The 19,242-nt window shown below is 61.7% G+C and carries 17 protein-coding genes; 10 read left to right on the top strand and 7 right to left on the bottom strand.

The genetic code is table 11. The features are described 5' to 3' along the window. A partial coding sequence (locus tag ACTJK7_RS08340) for a retention module-containing protein (protein WP_440819226.1) occupies positions 1-1,373 on the bottom strand: 1,373 nt, incomplete at its 3' end. Positions 1,374-1,904: 531 nt separating this feature from the next. Here ACTJK7_RS08340 and ACTJK7_RS08345 point away from each other — a divergent pair. The 3 genes from ACTJK7_RS08345 (at position 1,905) to ACTJK7_RS08355 (ending at position 7,003) form a co-directional block, all read left to right on the top strand. Then, the gene (locus ACTJK7_RS08345; RefSeq protein WP_064383226.1) at positions 1,905-3,263 is read left to right on the top strand and encodes a TolC family outer membrane protein; all 1,359 of its coding nucleotides are present in this window, start codon (positions 1,905-1,907) and stop codon (positions 3,261-3,263) included. A gap of 208 nt (positions 3,264-3,471) precedes the next feature. Continuing rightward, on the top strand, positions 3,472-5,631 hold the full coding sequence (locus ACTJK7_RS08350) for a type I secretion system permease/ATPase (protein ID WP_108560185.1): 2,160 nt from the start codon (positions 3,472-3,474) through the stop codon (positions 5,629-5,631). A gap of 10 nt (positions 5,632-5,641) precedes the next feature. Further along, complete coding sequence (locus ACTJK7_RS08355; RefSeq protein WP_011332984.1) at positions 5,642-7,003, top strand: HlyD family type I secretion periplasmic adaptor subunit; 1,362 nt, start codon at positions 5,642-5,644, stop codon at positions 7,001-7,003. A gap of 140 nt (positions 7,004-7,143) precedes the next feature. Here ACTJK7_RS08355 and ACTJK7_RS08360 read toward each other — a convergent pair whose 3' ends face one another. After that, on the bottom strand, positions 7,144-7,737 hold the full coding sequence (locus tag ACTJK7_RS08360; RefSeq protein ID WP_323151591.1) for a tRNA-uridine aminocarboxypropyltransferase: 594 nt from the start codon (positions 7,735-7,737) through the stop codon (positions 7,144-7,146). A gap of 4 nt (positions 7,738-7,741) precedes the next feature. Then, positions 7,742-8,635, bottom strand: coding sequence for a LysR family transcriptional regulator (locus ACTJK7_RS08365; protein WP_440780591.1), 894 nt, complete (start codon positions 8,633-8,635; stop codon positions 7,742-7,744). 314 nt (positions 8,636-8,949) lie between these two features. Here ACTJK7_RS08365 and speB point away from each other — a divergent pair, with 314 nt between their 5' ends. The 6 genes from speB to ACTJK7_RS08395 all read left to right on the top strand — a co-directional run bounded on the left by speB (position 8,950) and on the right by ACTJK7_RS08395 (position 14,477). Beyond that, positions 8,950-9,900: an agmatinase gene (speB, locus tag ACTJK7_RS08370; protein ID WP_003222717.1), complete on the top strand. Its 951-nt coding sequence runs from the start codon at positions 8,950-8,952 to the stop codon at positions 9,898-9,900. Between the two features lie 10 nt (positions 9,901-9,910). Next, entirely contained in the window at positions 9,911-10,333 is a 423-nt protein-coding gene (locus ACTJK7_RS08375) for a YybH family protein (protein WP_007956584.1), read from the top strand. A 55-nt stretch (positions 10,334-10,388) separates the two neighbouring features. Next, the gene (locus ACTJK7_RS08380; RefSeq protein ID WP_108560181.1) at positions 10,389-11,900 is read left to right on the top strand and encodes a purine-cytosine permease family protein; all 1,512 of its coding nucleotides are present in this window, start codon (positions 10,389-10,391) and stop codon (positions 11,898-11,900) included. Between the two features lie 93 nt (positions 11,901-11,993). Continuing rightward, entirely contained in the window at positions 11,994-13,373 is a 1,380-nt protein-coding gene (locus tag ACTJK7_RS08385; RefSeq protein ID WP_440780593.1) for a sodium:solute symporter, read from the top strand. An 84-nt stretch (positions 13,374-13,457) separates the two neighbouring features. After that, the gene (locus tag ACTJK7_RS08390; RefSeq protein ID WP_108560179.1) at positions 13,458-14,183 is read left to right on the top strand and encodes an MBL fold metallo-hydrolase; all 726 of its coding nucleotides are present in this window, start codon (positions 13,458-13,460) and stop codon (positions 14,181-14,183) included. A 45-nt stretch (positions 14,184-14,228) separates the two neighbouring features. After that, positions 14,229-14,477 carry an acyl carrier protein gene (locus ACTJK7_RS08395; RefSeq protein WP_440780594.1) on the top strand — a complete coding sequence of 83 codons (249 nt, stop codon included), beginning with the start codon at positions 14,229-14,231 and terminating at the stop codon, positions 14,475-14,477. A 731-nt stretch (positions 14,478-15,208) separates the two neighbouring features. On the opposite strand, the gene ACTJK7_RS08400 is transcribed toward ACTJK7_RS08395, so the two are convergent. After that, the gene (locus ACTJK7_RS08400; protein WP_003184145.1) at positions 15,209-15,337 is read right to left on the bottom strand and encodes a PA1414 family protein; all 129 of its coding nucleotides are present in this window, start codon (positions 15,335-15,337) and stop codon (positions 15,209-15,211) included. Positions 15,338-15,479: 142 nt separating this feature from the next. After that, on the bottom strand, positions 15,480-16,373 hold the full coding sequence (gene ptrR / locus ACTJK7_RS08405; RefSeq protein WP_064383213.1) for a putrescine utilization regulator PtrR: 894 nt from the start codon (positions 16,371-16,373) through the stop codon (positions 15,480-15,482). Positions 16,374-16,477: 104 nt separating this feature from the next. Between ptrR and ACTJK7_RS08410 the strand changes: the two genes are divergently transcribed. Next, positions 16,478-17,659: an MFS transporter gene (locus ACTJK7_RS08410; RefSeq protein WP_440780596.1), complete on the top strand. Its 1,182-nt coding sequence runs from the start codon at positions 16,478-16,480 to the stop codon at positions 17,657-17,659. On the opposite strand, the gene ACTJK7_RS08415 is transcribed toward ACTJK7_RS08410, so the two are convergent. After that, a complete protein-coding gene (locus tag ACTJK7_RS08415) occupies positions 17,604-18,536 on the bottom strand; it encodes a DMT family transporter (protein WP_108560173.1) in 933 nt (310 codons plus the stop codon). The two genes, ACTJK7_RS08410 and ACTJK7_RS08415, sit on opposite strands and share 56 nt — an antisense overlap. A 298-nt stretch (positions 18,537-18,834) precedes the next feature. Beyond that, the gene (locus ACTJK7_RS08420) at positions 18,835-19,239 is read right to left on the bottom strand and encodes a DUF2177 family protein (protein ID WP_108560171.1); all 405 of its coding nucleotides are present in this window, start codon (positions 19,237-19,239) and stop codon (positions 18,835-18,837) included. Between the last annotated feature and the right edge of the window lie 3 nt (positions 19,240-19,242).

The following is a 19,242-nucleotide window of genomic DNA, read 5'->3' on the forward strand; positions in this document are numbered from 1 at the left end:
TTCTCGTAAACGGTGAGTTCACCGCCGTTCACGTCGAGGCCGTTGATGATCACCGGGTCGTCGTTGTTGTGGATCTGCAAGACGAGGTTCGCGGTGCTGGTATCGCCGTCGGCATCGGTGATGGTGTAGGTGAAGGTTTCAGTGCCGTTGCCACCGCCGTGCAGGGCTTTGAAATCGGCGTCGCTGGTATTGAGCGTGTAGGTGTAAGTGCCGTTGGCGTTCAGCACCAGGGTGCCGTAAGTCCCGGTGAAAGTGCCCGCCGTGATCGGGCCGGCATTCGGGCCGGTTGGTACGCGGTCGGCGCCCTGCACATCGTTGGTCAGGACGTTGCCGGTCAGCGTCAGTTGGGTCTCTGAGGCCGTGCCATTGCTGTCATCGAACGCTTTCGGCACGTCGTCGGTGATGTTGACGTCCAGCGTGCCGGTGGCGGTGTCGCCATTGCTGTCGCCGGCGATCACGGTGAATTGTTCGCTGAGGTTGTTGGCGCCGTCGCCCGCTGCGTGGGTCTCGTTGCCGTTGAGGGTGTAGCTGTAACTGACCGTGCCGGTGGCCGGGTTGTAGCCGGTGATGGTCAGGGTATTGCCCAGTTGTGTGGTGATCGATTGCGGGAAACCGATCGGCACGCCGCCGACGATCACGTTGATACCGCCAATGCTCAAGCTGCTCAGACCGTCCGGCGCCGACACCGTGAAGCTGCCGGTCTGGGTCAGCGCGCCAGGGTTGGCTGCGGAACCGTCGGGCAGATTGGCTTCGTTGAGATTCAATTCGCCACCGGCAACAGACAGCCCGGTGAGTGTGACCGGATTGTTGACTGGGGGTGGAGGCGGAACAATCGGGGTGGCCTGGCCGTCACCGTTGTCGATCACGGCGTTATGCCGCTCTTCGGGAAACTCGGGAATGCCGTTGAAACCGGCGGTGGGGAAACCAATGACCGGATCGACCCGGCCCGCCACTTCGGTCAACAACACGAAACTGTGACCACCACCCAGTGCGCCCGGCGCACCACCGGTGGCTCCGGGGCCGGCCGCGGTCGCTTCGGCGGATTGGGTCGGGTCATCGCCGGCGGCAATGGCTTTCTGGATCTGTTCGACGTCGGTCAGTTGCGACTCGCTCGGGGTCACCGCTTCCGGTGCATTGACGTGTGCCGCCTGATCGGCGAGCAACTGGCCGGTCATGGTCAGGCTGCTGTCGCGACCGAGGGTCAGTTCCTGGCCATTTTGCAGATGGACGGCAACCGCCCCCTCCGCTCCAGTGATCAGTTGATCCCCTGCAAACAGCCGATCGCCTTCGACCAATGGGCGCCGACTGCCGTCTGCCGATTGAGCGAAAACCTGACCAATGACTTTAGTGACGATCCCGATGAGCGTTGCCATGTGCATTCCTCCGCTGCCGACCACCGTCGGCGCTGGTTCGCGAAGCAGCCCATGGCTCAAGCGGGTTGTCGGGGCGACGCTCGCACCTCGACAGTTCGTTTCGCAGGTTGCGCAAATCCAGAAACGCCAGCGCCATCAAGCACTTGGAATCTCTGTTCGATGCAGCAGGCCCACTAACGCTACGTAACGGTGGTGAATCACCCGAGTGACAAAAAACTGTCGCTCATCAGCCGCTACGCGTCCCTCCCCTTTAGCAGTACTTCGCCGTATGTCGCAAAGTGAGTGGAACTTTCCTCAAGCCTTTCTGTGCTCCCTAAAGCGCATAAAACAAAGGCTTTCGAGTGGAACAATGTGCTGGATTTGGCGAAGCGCATAAGTTTTTTTTGGCATAACCCTTATGAAAATTTTTTCTTAGCTACGCTTCAGGATGTTCTTAGCTCTGTTGTTACAGGCATGAAACGCTTTTTACTAAAAATATCGTCAATAAATTGGCGACAGCGAAACACCATCAGGACTCAGGGAGATGCACCCATGCGCGTACTAACCCCCCTCTGCAGCGCGGTTTTGCTGGCCATGGCTTGCACTTCCCAAGCCCAGGCCATGAACCTCACCGAAGCGATTCAGAGCACCATCGCTACCCACCCGGAACTGGCCTCGCGCGTGGATGCGCGCCTGTCGGCTGATGAACAGGTGAAGGTCGCCAAGGGCGGCTTCTATCCGTCGGTGGATCTGAACGCTGCTTACGGGCGCGGCTACAGCGACAACACCAACACCCGGGCCTTCGGTAACCACCACACCGAAATCCTCAATTACACCCAGTCCGAACTGCGGCTGCGGCAGATGCTGTTCGACGGTTTCAACACCGCCAACGAAGTCGAGCGCACCAAGGGCGTTTCCAACTCGCGCGCCTATTACGCGCAAGGCACCGCCCAGGACCTGGCCCTGCGCACCATCGAGGTCTACCTCGAAGTGCTCAAGCGCCGTGAACTGGTGACCCTGGCCAAGAACAACCTGCAGGCGCACTTGCGGGTCAACGACCAGATCGGCCTGCGCACCGAGCGCGGCGTGGGCAGCACCGCCGACTCCGATCAATCGGTGGCCCGTAAGGCGCTGGCCCAGAACAACCTCGACACCGCCGAAGTCGATCTGGCCGACGCCGAATCCAACTTCTACAGCGTGGTCGGACGCATGCCCGATGAGCTGGAAACGCCGGCTTCGACCCGCGGCGAGTTGCCCGCCACGCTACCCGAAGCCCAGCAGAGCATGGTCGAGAACAACCCGTACCTGAAATCCGCCCAGGCCGACGTGCAATCGGCCGAGAGCCAGTATGAAGTTGCCAAGTCGCCGTTCTATCCACGCTTCGACGCAGAAGCCGCCGTCGGCGCCAACAACAACGTGCAGGGCGACGAAGGTCACGACAACGAATGGCGGGTCGGCGTGGTGATGAACTACAACCTGTTCCGTGGCGGCAGCGACAAGGCGCGACTGGCCTCCGATGCGCACCAGATCAACCAGGCGATGGACATCCGCAACAACGCCCTGCGTCAGCTCAACGAGAACATTCACCTGGCGTGGAACGCCATGCTCAACGCCAAGAAGCAAACCCCGACCGCCCGCGAATACGCCGAAACCACCAAGCGTGTGCGGGCTGCGTATCAGGATCAGTTCGGCCTCGGTCAGCGCACCCTGCTGGACGTGCTCGACAGTGAAAACGAGCTGTACAACGCCAACCGTCGCTACACCGAAATCCGCTACACCGAGGAATACTCGATGTACCGCGTGCTGGCGAACATGGGCCAGTTGTTGAGCAAGCAGCGCGTGGTGCTGCCGGCCGATGCGATTGCCGCGACCGAGGTGAAGAACGAAGCGCGCTTGCCTGAACTGAAATAACCACTCTGCCGGAGCTGCCGAAAGCTGTGATCTGATCGTTCCCACGCTCCGCGTGGGAATGCAGCCCGTGACGCTCCGCGTCACTGGACGCTCCGCGTCCCTAGAGGCATTCCCACGCAGAGCGTGGGAACGATCAGTACGGTTGAACGCCTCGCAGTAACACAGGGTTGATGTGGATAGCCGAGCCAGCTCAACGGGAGCGATCAATATGACCAGCATGCAACCCGGTAACACCGGGATCGATCCGCGGCTGAGCTTCGATGACCCGTTGCTCGACGGTCTGTTGATCCTCTGCAAACTCCATGGCGCGACCGTCAGTCGCGCCAGCCTGAGCGCCGGGCTGCCCCTGGACAAACAACGCCTGAGCCTGGACCTGCTGCCCCGCGCCGCAGCCCGGGCCGGGTTGCAGGCGCGCTTGCTGCGCCGGGAACTCAAGGACATTTCACCGCTGAACCTGCCGGTGCTGTTGCTGCTGGGCAACGGGCGCACGGCAGTGCTGCGGCGTTTTAGCGAAGATGGCAAGGCGCTGATCCTGCCCAGCGAAGCCGACGGCGGCGAGCAATGGGTCAGCCGTGAAGAACTAACCGAACACTACAGCGGCCAGGCCCTGTTCGCCCGGCCACGGCATGAACTGGAAGACCTGCGCTCGCCATTGGTGCCACGGGTGCAGGCGTGGTTTCGCGACACGTTGAAGCTATCGAAATGGCTGTACAGCGACGCGATCCTCGCCAGTTTCCTGATCAACCTGCTGGGCCTGATGGTGCCGCTGTTCGTCATGCAGACCTACGACCGCGTGGTGCCGAACCAGGCCACCTCAACGTTGTGGGTGCTGTCGATCGGGCTGCTGATCGGCACCGGTTTCGAACTGGTGCTGCGGGTGGTGCGCGCGCACTTGCTGGACACCGCCGGCAAGAAGACCGACGTGATCCTTTCCGCGACTTTATTCGAGCGCATCACCGGCATGGCGATGAAGGCCCGGCCAGCGACCATCGGCGGCTTCGCCCAGAGCATTCACGACTTTCAGGGCCTGCGCGAATTCCTCACCGCCGTCACCCTGACCAGCCTGATCGACCTGCCTTTTGTGGTGCTGATGCTGGTGGTGATCGGCCTGCTCGGTGGCTGGCTGGTGGTGATTCCGCTGCTGGCGTTTCCGATCACGATCGTGTTCGCGATGATCATTCAGGCCCGCCTGCGCGACACCGTGCAGAAAATCCTGAGCCTCGGCGCCGAGCGTCAGGCGTTGCTGATCGAAACCCTCGGCGGACTGGAAACCCTCAAGGCGTGCAGCGCCGAAAGCGAGCGCCAGCACAAATGGGAAAGCACCCACGGCGCCCTCACCCGCCTCGACAGCCACGCCCGTAATCTCTCCGCGCTGGCCACCAACGGCACGCTGTTCATCCAGCAGTTTTCGGGGATGGCGACGATTGTGGCCGGGGTCTACAGCATCATCGCCGGCAATCTCAGCGTCGGCGCACTGGTGGCGACTTACATGCTCGGCAGCCGCGTGCTCGCGCCGCTGGGCCAGATCGCCGGGCTGATCACCCGCTACCAGCAAGCGCAACTGACCATGAAAAGCACCGATGCGCTGATGTCCCTGCCTCAGGAACGCGACGGCAAACAGCGGCCACTGGAGCGCACGCAACTGCAAGGTGCGCTGGACGCCAACGCCGTGACCTTCCACTACAACGGCCAGAACACCCCGGCCCTGAGCAACGTCAGTTTCAGCGTCAAACCCGGCGAACGGATCGGCATCATCGGCCGCAGCGGCTCGGGCAAAAGCACCCTGGCGCGGCTGGTGATGGGCTTCTACGAACCGGAAGAAGGCCAGTTGCTGCTCGATGGCCTCGACCTGCGGCAACTGGATGTCGCCGACCTGCGCCAGCAGATCGGTTACGTCGCCCATGACCTGCCGCTGCTGGCCGGCAGTCTGCGCGACAACCTGACCCTCGGCGCCCGCTACATCAGCGATTCGCGGATGCTTGAAGTGGCCGAACTGACCGGCGTTACCGAGCTTGCACGGCAACACCCGCAAGGCTTCGACCGGCCGGTGGGCGAGCGCGGGCAATTGCTCTCCGGCGGCCAGCGCCAAGCGGTGTTACTGGCGCGGGCGCTGCTGCTAGACCCGCCGATCATGCTGCTCGACGAACCCACCAGCGCCATGGACAACAGCAGCGAAGACGTCCTGCGCCAGAAGCTGCACGGCTGGGTGCAGGGCAAAACCTTGCTGCTAGTCACCCACCGCACCTCGATGCTGAGCCTGGTGGACCGGTTGCTGGTGCTGGACAACGGCCGGATCGTCGCCGACGGTCCGAAAGAAGCGGTCATCGATGCGCTGCGCAAGGGCCGGGTCGGCTCGGCAGCGGTCTAGGAGTTGCCCCATGTCTGCTTCTTCCTCTTCAAAACCGCGCGGTTACTTCGACAGTTTCGGCAAAAGCGCCGAGGCTGAATTCATGCCGGAAACCGCCGGTGCCTCGCTGCAGGATTCGCCACGCTGGTCGCGCATCACCGTGTGGCTGGCGGCGGCGCTGCTGATCAGTGCGCTGGTCTGGGCCAAGTTCGCGGTGCTGCAGGAAGTGACCATGGGCGAAGGCAAGGCCATTCCGTCGAGCAAGGTTCAGGTGATCCAGAACCTCGAGGGCGGGATCGTCACCGAGATCTTCGTGCGCGAAGGGCAGATGGTCGACAAGGGCGACAAACTGCTGCGCCTGGACGACACGCGGTTTCTGTCGAACAAGGGTGAGAGCGAGGCCGATCGTTATGCCTTGACCGCGCAGGTCGAACGCCTGTCCGCCGAAGCCGAAGGCCGGCCATTCAAGCTCTCGGACGAAGTGATCGCCAAGGCGCCGCAAGTGGCCGAGGACGAGCGTTCGCTGTACGAGCAACGGCAGCGGCGGCTGGCCAGCGAACAGAGAACCCTCAGCGAACAGCTGCGGCAGAAGACTCAGGAGCTGGCGGAGTTTCGCTCGAAACAGGGGCAATACAGTTCGAGCCTGGCGCTGGTCAATCAGGAAATGAACATGTCCGAACCGCTGGTCAAGACCGGTGCCGTGTCGCCGGTGGAAATCCTGCGGCTCAAGCGCAGTGCCGTGGAAATCCGCGGTTCCCTGAACGCCACGACCCTGGCCATTCCCCGCGCCGAATCGGCCATCGCCGAGATCCGCAGCAAGATCGACGAATCGGAACAGACCTTCCGCTCGGAAGCGGCCAAGGAGCTCAACGAGAAACGTACCGACCTGTCAAAAATCACTGCTTCGAGCATCGCCATCGACGACCGCGTCAGCCGCACCACGGTGACCTCGCCGGTGCATGGGGTGATCAAGCAAATGAAGGTCAACACCATCGGCGGCGTGGTGCAGCCGGGCAGCGACATGGTGGAAATCGTGCCGCTGGAAGACAACCTGCTGATCGAAGCCAAAGTCCGGCCGCAGGACGTGGCGTTCCTGCACCCGGGCCAGAAAGCCATGGTCAAGTTCAGCGCCTACGACTACACGATCTACGGCGGGCTCAGCGCCAAGCTTGAGCTGATCGGCGCCGACACCATCACCGACGACAAGGGCAACAGCTTCTACCTGATCCAGGTGCGTACCGACAAAAACCATTTGGGCGGGGATGTGAAACCGCTGTTGATCATTCCGGGGATGGTGGCGACGGTGGACATTATTACCGGGGAGAAAAGCGTGCTGGATTACCTGCTCAAACCGGTGTTGAAAGCCCGGACCGAGGCGATGCGCGAGCGCTAGCCTCATCTGATCGTTCCCACGCTCTGCGTGGGAATGCATCCAGTGAGGCTCTGCGTCACCGTCGCGAAGGGACGCGGAGCGTCCCGGGCGGCATTCCCACGCGGAGCGTGGGAACGATCAGGCGATCAGTACCCGTCCGATCAGCCTCCGTGATTCTTCTGGAAAGTCTCCTCCCCCATCGCCGCAATCTGCCCCTCGATCAGCGCCTCGAACGGCTTGAGCAGCGGCTCGAACGACGCCGGCGCTTCCAGCGTCTGCAACGCCTGAACAATCGCCTCAATCGTCGACAGCGCCCCCGGCTCCGGTGCCTTGCGCAGCCGATACCGTGAAACTCCGCCCTCGGCCAGCGTCACCCGTGGCAACGCCGCCAGCAACGGATTGAGGTGCAACATCTTGCGCGCCTTGCGCCACGTGCCGTCCGGCACCACCAGCAACAGCGGTTCATCGGACGCGGCGTAAGCCTGCATCGGTTGCGCATTGTCCGCCGGAAACAACAACCGTGCCCGATACCCCGGTCGGTTCAGCAGCGCGGGCAAATCCTCGAAAACCTCACCGACGATCAGCTCGGCATTGTTCAAACCGAGCGCCGCCAGCCGTGCGGTGTTGAGTGCGTGATTGACCTCGCTCGGGTGCTGCAACAGCAACACCCGAGTGCGGCTGTCGAGGCTGGGGATCAGCGGGCACAGGCAATGGGTTTGTGGGCGCAGGCAGCGCGGGCATTGGGGTCTGGACATGTTCTTATGCCTGATTGAGCTGCGCTTTGAGCAGATCGCGGAAAGTCTGGATCAGCGGCTCGCGGCTGCGGCCACGGCGCATGATCATGGAAAACGGTGCCTGATAGCCGAAGGTCGCCGGCAGCAGCACCCGCAGGTCGCCCTTGTCGGCCCAGGCCTGGGCGTAGTGCTCCGGCAGGTAACCGATGTAGGCGCCGGACAACACCAGAATCAGCTGCGCTTCCATACTTTCCACGGTCGCGGCGCTGTGTTTGAAGCCGTGGCGCGCCAGTTCGGCCTGGCTCCAGTAACCGCGCCCGACCATGCGTTGCTGGGTAATGACCTGTTCGGGAATCCGCCGTTCGTTGAACAGCGGGTGCCGGTTGCTGCAATACAGCCAGTGCTGTTCGCGGTACAGCGGCATGTACACCAGACCGCTCATGCGCGTGGAGAATGCACCGATGGCCAGATCGAGGCGGTTGTCCTGCACGCCGAGTTGCAGTTCATACGGGCTCATCACCGACAAGTGCAAATGCACCGCCGGGTGTTCCTGGCTGTAGGCACCGATGGCTTCGGCGAACGGCAGGGCCTTGTCGCTGACCGTCGAGTCGATCACCCCGAGGTTGAGCGTGCCACGCAGTTCTCCCTTGAGTGCTGCCGCGTATTGCTCGAAACCTTCGAGCTCGGCGAGCAGGCGCAGGGTTTCCTGATGGAACAGTTCGCCCTTGCTGGTCAGGCTGAAACCACCGCGCCCGCGATGGCACAGCACCAGACCCAGCGCGGCTTCGAGCTGGCTCATGTAGGTGCTGATCGCCGAGGTCGACAGGTTGAGTTCCTGCTGCGCGTTGGCAAACCCCTGATGACGCACGACGCTGACGAAGATGCGCAACAGTTTCAGGTCGGGTAAAGCGTTGACCATGTCTACTCCAAGGATCGTTCTCCATAGATCGTTCCCACGCTCTGCGTGGGAATGCATCCCGTGACGCTCCGCGTCACAGCCGTGAAGCGGACGCAGAGCGTCCTGGGCGGCATTCCCACGCGGAGCGTGGGAACGATCAGTGACGAGCGCACGGGGGAAGTCTGGCATTAGTTTAGAAATTTCTGAACTAAGTATTTGCCCGTAGCGATTCTTCCGCCCCACTACATTTCGCAGAATCGGCCCACAGCGGTGCCCGTGACCTTGCGAATGCGGTGCGCCGACATAAATAAAACAAAGACGATGAGGCCCTACCCGTGGACAAGATTCTTCACCAACCACTGGGCGGCAACGAAATGCCGCGCTTCGGCGGCATCGCCACCATGCTCCGACTCCCCCATGTACCGACCGCTGCCGGCCTGGACGCTGCCTTCGTTGGCGTGCCGCTGGACATCGGTACTTCGCTGCGCCCCGGCACCCGCTTCGGGCCGCGCGACATCCGCACCGAATCGGTGATGATCCGCCCGTACAACATGGCCACCGGCGCAGCGCCGTTCGACTCGCTGTCGGTTGCCGACATCGGTGACGTGGCGATCAACACCTTCAACCTGCTCGACGCCGTGCGCATCATCGAAGAGGCCTACGACAACATCCTTGAGCACAACGTGATCCCGATGACCCTGGGTGGCGACCACACCATCACCCTGCCGATCCTGCGTGCGATCCACAAAAAGCACGGCAAGGTCGGTCTGGTGCACATCGATGCCCACGCTGACGTCAACGATCACATGTTCGGCGAGAAGATCGCCCACGGTACGACCTTCCGTCGTGCGGTCGAAGAAGGCCTTCTGGACTGTGACCGCGTGGTGCAGATCGGTCTGCGCGCGCAGGGCTACACCGCTGACGACTTCAACTGGAGCCGCGATCAGGGCTTCCGCGTGGTGCAGGCCGAAGAGTGCTGGCACAAGTCGCTGGCACCGCTGATGGCCGAAGTGCGCGAGAAAGTCGGTGGCGGCCCGGTGTACCTGAGCTTCGACATCGACGGCATCGACCCGGCCTGGGCGCCTGGCACCGGCACCCCGGAAATCGGTGGTCTGACGACCATTCAGGCGATTGAAATCGTTCGCGGCTGCCAGGGCCTCGACCTGATCGGCTGCGATCTGGTAGAAGTCTCGCCCGCTTATGACACCACCGGCAACACCTCGCTGCTGGCCGCCAACCTGCTGTACGAAATGCTCTGCGTACTGCCGGGCGTGGTCCACCGCTGAGGGTCGGGTCATGAACGAACGTGATCAGGTTCTGAAAGCGGCCGCCGATCTGGTGTCCGCCTTCGCCCGCAACGATCGCGAAGCCTACTTCGGCGCGTTCAGCGCCGATGCGAGCTTCGTGTTCTACACCCTCGAACAGCCCCTGCTGTCGCGCGATGCCTATCAGGCGTTGTGGGACAGCTGGCGCGCCGAGGATGGCTTCGAGGTGCTGTCCTGCACCTCGAGCAACGCCTTCGTCAGCCTGCAGGGTGACGTGGCGATTTTCATCCATGACGTGGCCACCGAGCTGCGCATGCAAGGGGAGCAACACTTCAGCCAGGAGCGCGAGACGATTGTTTTCAGAAAACAAGCGTCGAGCCTAGAACAACAAGGCCATTGGCTGGCCTGCCACGAACATTTGTCCGCAATGCCGGAAGGGCTGCCATCCCCTTAGCCAAGACAGGTGACGCTCACGCACGATGAGCGCGCCTTTATGATCGGAGCAGATCATGAATAACAACAACAACGACCAAAGCCTTACGCAGATTGAAACCCACGGGGTCGAACAGATCCCGGACAACGAACGCACCGCCGGTCCCGTGGACTTGTTCCGCATGATCTTTGGCGGCGCGAATACCTTTGCCACCGCCGTGCTCGGCAGTTTCCCGGTGCTGTTCGGCCTGTCCTTTCAGGCGGGCGTCTGGGCGATTGTCTCGGGCGTGCTGCTCGGCTCGCTGATCCTCGCACCGATGGGCCTGTTCGGTCCGCTCAACGGCACCAACAATGCCGTGTCGTCCGGTGCGCACTTCGGCGTGCACGGGCGGATCGTCGGTTCGTTCCTGTCGCTGCTGACCGCCATCGCCTTCTTCTCGCTTTCGGTGTGGAGTTCGGGGGATGCGTTGATCGGTGGTGCGAAACGCCTGATCGGCCTGCCGGAAACCGACCTGACCCTGGGACTGGCCTACGGTCTGTTCGCGATTCTGGTCCTGACCGTGTGCATCTACGGCTTCCGCTTCCTGCTGTGGGTGAACAAGGTCGCGGTGTGGAGCGCGAGCCTGCTGTTCCTGCTGGGCATCTTCGCCTTCGCCGGTCCTTTCGATTCGCACTACGCCGGTACCGTCAGCCTCGGCCAGCCGGGCTTCTGGGCCGCGTTCATCGGCGCCGCGCTGGTGGCCATGAGCAACCCGATTTCCTTCGGTGCGTTCCTCGGCGACTGGGCCCGCTACATCCCGCGTGAAACCTCGCGTCAGCGGATCATGGCGGCGGTGATTTTCTCGCAGATCGCTACCTTCATCCCGTTCCTGTTCGGCCTGACCACCGCGACCATCGTGGCGATCCAGGCACCGGACTACATCGCGGCCAACAACTACGTCGGCGGTCTGCTGGCGGTGTCGCCGAGCTGGTTCTTCCTGCCGGTGTGCCTGATTGCGGTGATCGGCGGCATGTCCACCGGCACCACATCGCTGTATGGCACCGGGCTGGACATGTCCAGCGTGTTCCCGCGCCTGCTGTCGCGGGTCAAGGCGACGTTGCTGATCGGCGTGCTGTCGATTGCCTTCATCTTCATCGGGCGCTTTGCGGCGAATCTGGTGCAGAGCGTGTCGACCTTCGCGGTGCTGATCATCACCTGCACCACCCCGTGGATGGTGATCATGATCATCGGCCTGGTGGTGCGTCGCGGCTTCTACTGCCCGGACGACCTGCAAGTGTTCACTCGCGGCGAGCAAGGCGGACGCTACTGGTTCAGCCACGGCTGGAACTGGCGCGGCCTGGGTGCGTGGATCCCGAGCGCGGCGGTCGGCCTGTGCTTCGTCAACCTGCCGGGGCAGTTTGTCGGCCCGCTCGGTGAACTGGCCGGCGGCATCGACATCAGCCTGCTGGTGACCCTCGGTCTGGCCTCGGTGATGTACCTGATGCTGCTGAGCCTGTTCCCGGAACCGGCGCTGGTCTACGGCCCGAAGGATCCCCGCAGCAAAGGCGCGCATGCGCCGGCTGAAGCGGCGCTGCGTCAGGCTGCCTGATCAACCCTGTGGGAGCAAGCCCGCTCCCACAAGGGCAGCCTCATAGAACCAATTTTGTTTCACCATAAAAAAGACAATCGGAGACACGCCATCATGGCTTTGGATTTATTCGTCGTCCTCATCTACGCCGCCGGCATGCTCTTGCTCGGCTACTTCGGCATGCGCAAGGCCAAGACCAACGAGGACTTCCTGGTGGCCGGGCGTAACCTCGGGCCAAGCCTGTACATGGGCACCATGGCGGCGACCGTTCTCGGTGGCGCGTCCACCGTCGGCACCGTGCGTCTGGGCTACGTGCACGGCATTTCCGGTTTCTGGCTGTGCGCGGCACTGGGTTGCGGCATCGTGGCGCTGAACCTGTTCCTGGCCAAGCCGCTGCTGAAACTGAAGATCTACACCGTTACCCAAGTGCTGGAAAAACGCTACAACCCGATGGCCCGCTCGGCGAGCGCGGCAATCATGCTGGCCTATGCACTGATGATCGGCGTGACCTCGATTCTCGCCATCGGCACCGTGCTGCAAGTGCTGTTCGGCCTGCCGTTCTGGGTCTCGGTACTGCTCGGCGGTGGCGTGGTGGTGGTGTACTCGGCCATCGGCGGCATGTGGTCGCTGACCCTGACCGACATCGTCCAGTTCATCATCAAGACCGTTGGCCTGATGTTCATCCTGTTGCCGATCTGCCTGTACCGTGTCGGCGGCTGGGACGAACTGGTGCTGAAGCTGCCGGCTGCGGCATTCAATTTCACCACCATCGGCTGGGACACGATCATTACCTACTTCATGATCTACTTCTTCGGCATTCTGATCGGTCAGGACATCTGGCAACGGGTGTTCACCGTCAAGAACGGAAAAGTGGCTCAGTACGCCGGTAGCTTCGCGGGCATTTACTGCATCCTTTACGGTCTGGCCTGCGCCCTGATCGGCATGGCTGCACACGTGCTGATCCCGGATCTGGACAACGTCAACAACGCCTTCGCCGCCATCGTCAAACTGTCGCTGCCGGACGGCATCCGTGGTCTGGTGATCGCCGCTGCCCTGGCCGCGATGATGTCCACCGCCAGCGCCGGCCTGCTCGCCGCCGCCACCACCCTGACCGAAGACCTGCTGCCGAAACTGCGTGGCGGCAAACAGTCGAGCCTGGGGGTGAACCGTCTGTTCACCCTGCTGACCGGTGTGGTGGTGCTGGGCATCGCGCTGGTGGTCAACGACGTGATCAGCGCCCTGACCCTCGCTTACAACCTGCTGGTGGGCGGCATGCTGATCCCGCTGATCGGTGCGATCTTCTGGAAACGCGCGACCACCGCCGGCGCTATCGCCAGCATGGGCCTGGGTTTCGCCACCGCCCTGCTGTTCATGTTCAAGGACGGTCTGGATGCCAACACGCCGATCTACTACAGCCTGGCTGTGGGTCTGGTGAGTTTTGTGGTGGTCAGCCTGATGTCGCGTCGCCCAAACGTGGTGGCCAGCGCGATCTAAGCTGAACACAACGACTTGATGCTTTCTTCGGCGGGTGTGGCGTCGGTTGCCACACCCGTTTTTTTCGTCTCAAGGAAAGTGCTTATGAAGATTGTTTCTCGCGATCAGTGGTTCGAAGTGCAGCACCTGAGCGACGGCATTCGGCTGATTCACGAGCCGTTCATCCGCCCGTTCTACCGCTGCAACCTGTGGCACGTTCAGGGGCGGGACAAGGATTTGCTGCTCGACAGCGGTTCCGGACTGGTCAGCCTGCGCGAGCAACTGCCGTGGCTAACCGAGCGGCCGCTGGTGGCAGTAGCCAGTCATTGCCATTTCGATCACATCGCCGGACATCACGAATTTGCCGAACGGCTGGTACATCCGGCCGAGGCGGACATTCTGGCGGCGCCGGATGGTGAGAATGATCTGAGCCGGGCCTTCGTCGGCGACGACATGTTCGAAGCGCACCCGGATTGCCCGTTGTGCTACGCCGAATACCGGGTCAAGGCGGCGCCGGCCACCGGGTTTGTCGAGGATGGCGATGTGCTGGACCTGGGCAACCGCACGTTGCAGGTGCTGCACACGCCGGGGCATTCACCGGGCGGGATCAGCCTTTACGAAGCGGCCACAGAGACACTGTTCAGTGGTGACATCATCTACGACGGGCCGTTGATCGAAGACGCCTACCACTCGAATCTTGAAGATTACGCCGCCAGCCTGCGTCGCTTGCAGGCTCTGAAGATTCGCACCGTGCATGGCGGGCACTTCGGCAGTTTTTCCGGAGAGCACCTGCGCGGGATGATTGACGAATGGTTGCGCCGGCACGCCTGAGGCCTGCTGTACTCAGGTCAGCCCAACCACTTTTGAACATCTGCCATGAGAAGAGCTGCCGTACGTGCTGCCGTGCACCGATTCATCCTGCGCCTGCTGGAAAATCGTGAATTCGACGACCACACCAACCTTGCGCAACTGGGACTGGAAAAAGCGGATATTGAAGATCTGATCTTCCACCTGGAAGATGAATTCGGACTGACGGCCTTCACCGCCGAAGAGGACCGGATGCTCAAGACCGCGAAAACCGCGAATGATCTGAGCCGGTTTCTGATGGAAATCGGGCGTCACTGAAAACAAAAGATCGCACCCGACTGCCACTCCATGAAATTGCGATCGGTTGTCGTACGCTTTTTTCTTGCTGAGCGCTCAGGCGACCGCTCGTCGAAACTGATATTTCTGACAGTAGCTGCCGAGTACAAGCTGACTCTACCTTTCAGTCGTGGAAGCCTCTCACTGAGAGAGGTTTCCCACCACATAAACAAATTGAAAGGTGAAAAAGATGGCTACTGTACATCCGCCTGCTGGGACAGTCCCTGCCAAGCTCGAAATTGGAGACACTGTAATGATCAATGGGCCTATGGCTGAATCCAGTAATGGTGCTGTCAGTGTGTATGCTCCACATCCAGAAGGAACGAGGGACATGAAATTCTGGCGAAGTTCGCCAAACACGTTTTCTTTTATAGTCGAACACGTCTCGGGCAACGTAAGTTATTACGTAAGATTTGCTGCGGGCAGCCCCTATTTCCCCGAAGCACACCTGGGCAACGCCGACGTTCAGTATCCAGGCAACACCTGAGTGTGAATTCGCTCATCCGGTCTCATTACGGATGAGCGCTCTTTATTGCTTTTACCGCAAAGTTTCTGTGCGAGATTAATGGCAAATGGTCGCGTTGATACACTTTGATGAAGGCCGATCAACATCGGACTCATTGAAAAAAATCGCACCCGACCGCCACTCCATGGAGTCACGACCGGGTGCGATCTTTTGTCGTTTAAAACCTTTGACCCTTCAAAGCGGGGCATTACCGCCGACGTGGCTGACGCCGACGCTGTTCGTCATCGGTGCGAATCGGGACCGGTTGCAGAGGCGGTTCGATCAAGCCGAGGGCAACACCCAAATCGTGCAGCCAGTTTTGAATTTTCTCTTTCATCGTCATGCCCCCTTCAGGGTGGTGCTGAGCGTCCGGAATTCTGAGGCCGCTTCGCACTGATAATAGTCCGAAGTCCTACGTAATGCTCGGCCAAATCCGCAATGATCTGTTACTGAATTGATCCAAATCCCTGACCGTTCGTTCAAGCCGTTTCCTGCACGTCTTCGCCAGCCACGGGATAGAGCGCCTGCTGCTGTTCGATCCACGCATTGAGGTTGGCGCCGACCATGCCCCGGCGCCACATGAGCCATGTTGTCGCACTGGCAAAAGGCTCGGCCAGCGGATGCACCGCCACGCTTTCGCGACCCGGCAGGCTGGCGAGCATCGACTCCGACATCAGCGCCACGCCGCTGCCGGCAATCACGCAGGCGAGCATGCCCTGATAGGACTCGATCTCCATCGCCCGGCCCATTGCCGCCTGATAATGCGCGAACCACGCTTCCAGCCGCGCGCGATAGGCGCAGCCATGGCGGAAGGTGAACACCGCCCGACCTTCGACATCCCTGGCGCTGCGTATCGGCGGGTGATCGGCCTCGCTGATCAGCACCAGCCGCTCGTTGCACAGCGGCACCCCGTCGATCCCGGCCAGTTGCGGCGGGCCGTCCACCAGCGCCGCATCGAGGCGACCGGTGAGCAGGCCTTCAAGCAGTTCACCACTGGGCCCGGACTGCACCTGAAGATTCACCGCTGGATATTGCTTGTGATAACGCGCCAGCAGCGCCGGCAAATGGATCGCGGCGGTGCTGTACAGCGTGCCGAGCACGAAATCCCCCGCCGGTTGCCCGCCCATCACCGCCGCACTGGCCTGATCGCGCAAGGCGAACAGTTTGCCGGTGTAGTCCAGCAGGACTTTTCCCGCAGGCGACAACTGCAAACGCTGACGTTCACGGACGAACAGTTCGACACCCAGTTGCTCCTCCAGCTGTTTAAGCCGGGTCGACAGGTTCGACGGCACGCGATGCAAACGTTCGGCGGCGCGGGTGATCGAGCCCTCCTCCGCCACGGCCTGGAAGATCCGCAATTGGCTGAACTCCACAACCATTCTCCTGAACTGAACAAGTTACTCACTATTATTCAATTTTAAAGAAAGTCAATCAGTCCTAGCCTGACGGTCATTGAACCTCCAACGGAATCCAGACCATGTCGCCGCTGATTCGCTTATCCGCCAGTTTCATTGCCCTGATGATGGCCATGGGCATCGGGCGTTTCGCCCTCACCCCGCAACTGCCGCACCTGCTCAGCGAAGGCCAGATCGACCTGACCGCCGCCGGTCTGATTGCGGCGGCCAACTACCTCGGTTACCTGCTCGGCGCGGTGGATGCGATGTTTTCCCGCCGGCCCGATCAGGTGCAGCGGCGCCTGCACGGCGGCCTGTGGTTGTGTGTGCTGCTGACGCTGGCGTCGTTCTGGGCCAACGGTTTCTGGTCGCACTTGCTGCTGCGTTTCGGCACCGGTGTCGCGAGCGCCTGGGTGCTGGTGATGATTACTGCGCTGAGTCAGCCGCTGGCGGCGGCGGCAGGTCGTCCACGGTTGGGCGCGCTGGTGTTTGCCGGACCGGGGTTGGGAATTTTTCTGACGGGGTTGCTGGCGCTGTTCTCACATCTGGCGCAGCAGACTTCCGCTACCCTGTGGCTGATCTATGCCGCCGTGGCACTGCTGATGTTGCTGGGGATCGTACGGATCCTGCCGCAACCGGGTGTCGGTGTGCCGGCCACACCGACTGCCGTGAGTTCGTCGAATCGCGGCATTGGGCGTTTGGCGGTGGTGTATGCCTTGTATGGCGTGGGCTACATCATCCCGGCCACGTTTCTGTCGCAGATGGCTAACGCGCAGTTTCACGGACAGTGGCAGGCGGATCTGTTCTGGCCGTGCTTCGGCCTCGGCGCCGCCATTGGCGTGTTTCTGGTGAGTTTGCGTCGGCACGATTCGGATACCACCCGGCACTGGCTGATGGCGACGTTATGGCTGCAAGCCGCCGGGGTGTTCGCTTGCCTGCTGGGCAGCGGCCTCGGCCTGGCACTCGGTGTGATCCTGTGCGGCACGCCGTTCCTGGCCTGCATGCAACTGGTGATGCAACGCTCCCGGGAACTGGCGCCCCACGCCACCCAGCGCAACGCCGGCCTGCTCACCGCGTGCTTCGCCGTCGGTCAGCTCAGCGGGCCGTTGCTGGCGGCGGTCAGCAGCCATTTCAGCGGTGGCCTGCAACCGGCGCTGGTGATCGCCGGCAGCGGCCTGCTGATTGCCGGCGGTCTGGCGTGCAAATCCGTTACGGCTGACCGAGGGCTTTGCGCAGGCGCCGACGCACCCACTGTTCCGCGCTGACGAAGGTGATGCCGAGTAACACCAGCACGGCGCCGATGATGAAGTTCAGGCTCAGTTCTTCGCCGAGCAACACCACACCAAACGTGACGCCGAACAACGGCGTCATGAAGGAAAACACCGCGAGGTTGGCCGCCAGATAACGGCGCAGCAGCCAGAACCAGGTCAGGTAACTGAAGAACGACACCACCAGCCCCTGGAACAGCACGCTGCCCACCGCCACGACGGTCAGGCTGACGTGGGTGATCTGGCCGCTGAGCAGCGCGATCAGCAGCAGGCCGATGAAGCCGACAATCAGCTGGTAAAAAAGCGTCAGCGTCACCGGAGCTTCCGACAGACGCGAAGCGCGCACCACCACGGTGGTCGCGCCCCAACTGGCACCGGCCAGCACGCCGAGGGCATCGCCCATCAACATCCGGCGGTCGAGGTTGTCCCACGACACGCCGCCGGCAAACGCCACGGCGATCCCGACGAATGCCATGAAGATCCCCAACCATTGCACCGGCCGCAAGCGCTCACTCGGCAACAGGAAATGCACGCCCAGCGCGGTGAAAATCGGCGCGGTGTAGAGGAACACCGACATGTGCGCCGCCGTGGTCAACTGCAAGCCTTCGGAGATGAACAGGAACTCCAGACCGAACAAGGCACCGGCCAGCAAACCGCCGCGCCAGGTAGCACCGACCTGCTCCCAACCGCCCTTCCAGCAGATGAGCAACCCTACCAGCAACGCGGAAATTCCCGACCGCCCCGCCGCCTGCATTACCGGCGCAATGTCGGTCGCCGCCCACTTGATCATCACCTGCTGCACGCCCCAGATCAGGCACAGGCCGATCATCACTTGCAGGGCGAACCCGTCGGCACTGCGCCGACTGACGCTCACCTCGACACCTCGAACACACACGACATGGCAGTTTTTCCAATGGTCAAACAAAGCCCCGGCTCTTTGTCCGGGGCGAAAAAAAATAGTGAGGGGATTATTAACCAGTCAGCTCGAAAAAGCCGTCTGGAAAAGACATTTGATTCTCATGGAGCGTCAGAGCTGAATGGCTGACGGCTGCGCCGTCAATCGCTGGCAAGCCAGCTCCCACAAAGTCCTTGTCGTGCTCAGGTTTGCAGAAACTCCATATCACTTGTGGGAGCTGGCTTGCCAGCGATGGCGTCAGTTCAGGCGACCGAAATCAACGGACTGATCTAACAACCCGGCTGGTCACAAAAAATCCGACCATACAGGCCAGCGCCGTGGCAAACGTCCCCCAAGCCCAATCCATCAGCGACACCTGTGCTGGCCAGCCGCGCAAGGTCGCCCAGTTGGTCAGGTCATAAGTGCCATAAGCGACCAGCCCGAGCAGCGCTCCAAAACGAGCGGCGCGTTGCCAGGTCAGCGACGGCAACACCACAAACACCACACAGCCGAGGACGTACAGGCAATAAAAAACCGCTGCCGGCACCAGCAACGGTTTTTCAAGCATCAACGAACCAAGCAGTTCGCGATAGGTCGGCGCCATCAACACGCCGAGCCAGAGCCCGTCGAGCAAAAGAAACGCCAGCAATGTGGCAACGTAGGCAATCAGCGCTTTTTTCATCTG

Origin of the sequence: Pseudomonas sp. 22085 (assembly GCF_052045815.1) — a bacterium.
GTDB classification, from domain to species: Bacteria; Pseudomonadota; Gammaproteobacteria; order Pseudomonadales; family Pseudomonadaceae; genus Aquipseudomonas; species Aquipseudomonas glycinae.

What these genes read in the sequence shown, in the direction of transcription:
- ACTJK7_RS08380 (WP_108560181.1), top strand. Translation starts at nt 10,389, where the DNA reads ATGAATAACAACAACAACGACCAAAGCCTTACGCAGATTGAAACCCAC.
- ACTJK7_RS08365 (WP_440780591.1), bottom strand. Translation starts at nt 8,635, where the DNA reads ATGGTCAACGCTTTACCCGACCTGAAACTGTTGCGCATCTTCGTCAGC.
- ACTJK7_RS08375 (WP_007956584.1), top strand. Translation starts at nt 9,911, where the DNA reads ATGAACGAACGTGATCAGGTTCTGAAAGCGGCCGCCGATCTGGTGTCC.
- ACTJK7_RS08360 (WP_323151591.1), bottom strand. Translation starts at nt 7,737, where the DNA reads ATGTCCAGACCCCAATGCCCGCGCTGCCTGCGCCCACAAACCCATTGC.
- ACTJK7_RS08410 (WP_440780596.1), top strand. Translation starts at nt 16,478, where the DNA reads ATGTCGCCGCTGATTCGCTTATCCGCCAGTTTCATTGCCCTGATGATG.
- ACTJK7_RS08390 (WP_108560179.1), top strand. Translation starts at nt 13,458, where the DNA reads ATGAAGATTGTTTCTCGCGATCAGTGGTTCGAAGTGCAGCACCTGAGC.
- ACTJK7_RS08345 (WP_064383226.1), top strand. Translation starts at nt 1,905, where the DNA reads ATGCGCGTACTAACCCCCCTCTGCAGCGCGGTTTTGCTGGCCATGGCT.
- ACTJK7_RS08350 (WP_108560185.1), top strand. Translation starts at nt 3,472, where the DNA reads ATGACCAGCATGCAACCCGGTAACACCGGGATCGATCCGCGGCTGAGC.
- ACTJK7_RS08395 (WP_440780594.1), top strand. Translation starts at nt 14,229, where the DNA reads ATGAGAAGAGCTGCCGTACGTGCTGCCGTGCACCGATTCATCCTGCGC.
- ACTJK7_RS08420 (WP_108560171.1), bottom strand. Translation starts at nt 19,239, where the DNA reads ATGAAAAAAGCGCTGATTGCCTACGTTGCCACATTGCTGGCGTTTCTT.
- ACTJK7_RS08400 (WP_003184145.1), bottom strand. Translation starts at nt 15,337, where the DNA reads ATGAAAGAGAAAATTCAAAACTGGCTGCACGATTTGGGTGTTGCCCTC.
- ACTJK7_RS08385 (WP_440780593.1), top strand. Translation starts at nt 11,994, where the DNA reads ATGGCTTTGGATTTATTCGTCGTCCTCATCTACGCCGCCGGCATGCTC.
- ACTJK7_RS08355 (WP_011332984.1), top strand. Translation starts at nt 5,642, where the DNA reads ATGTCTGCTTCTTCCTCTTCAAAACCGCGCGGTTACTTCGACAGTTTC.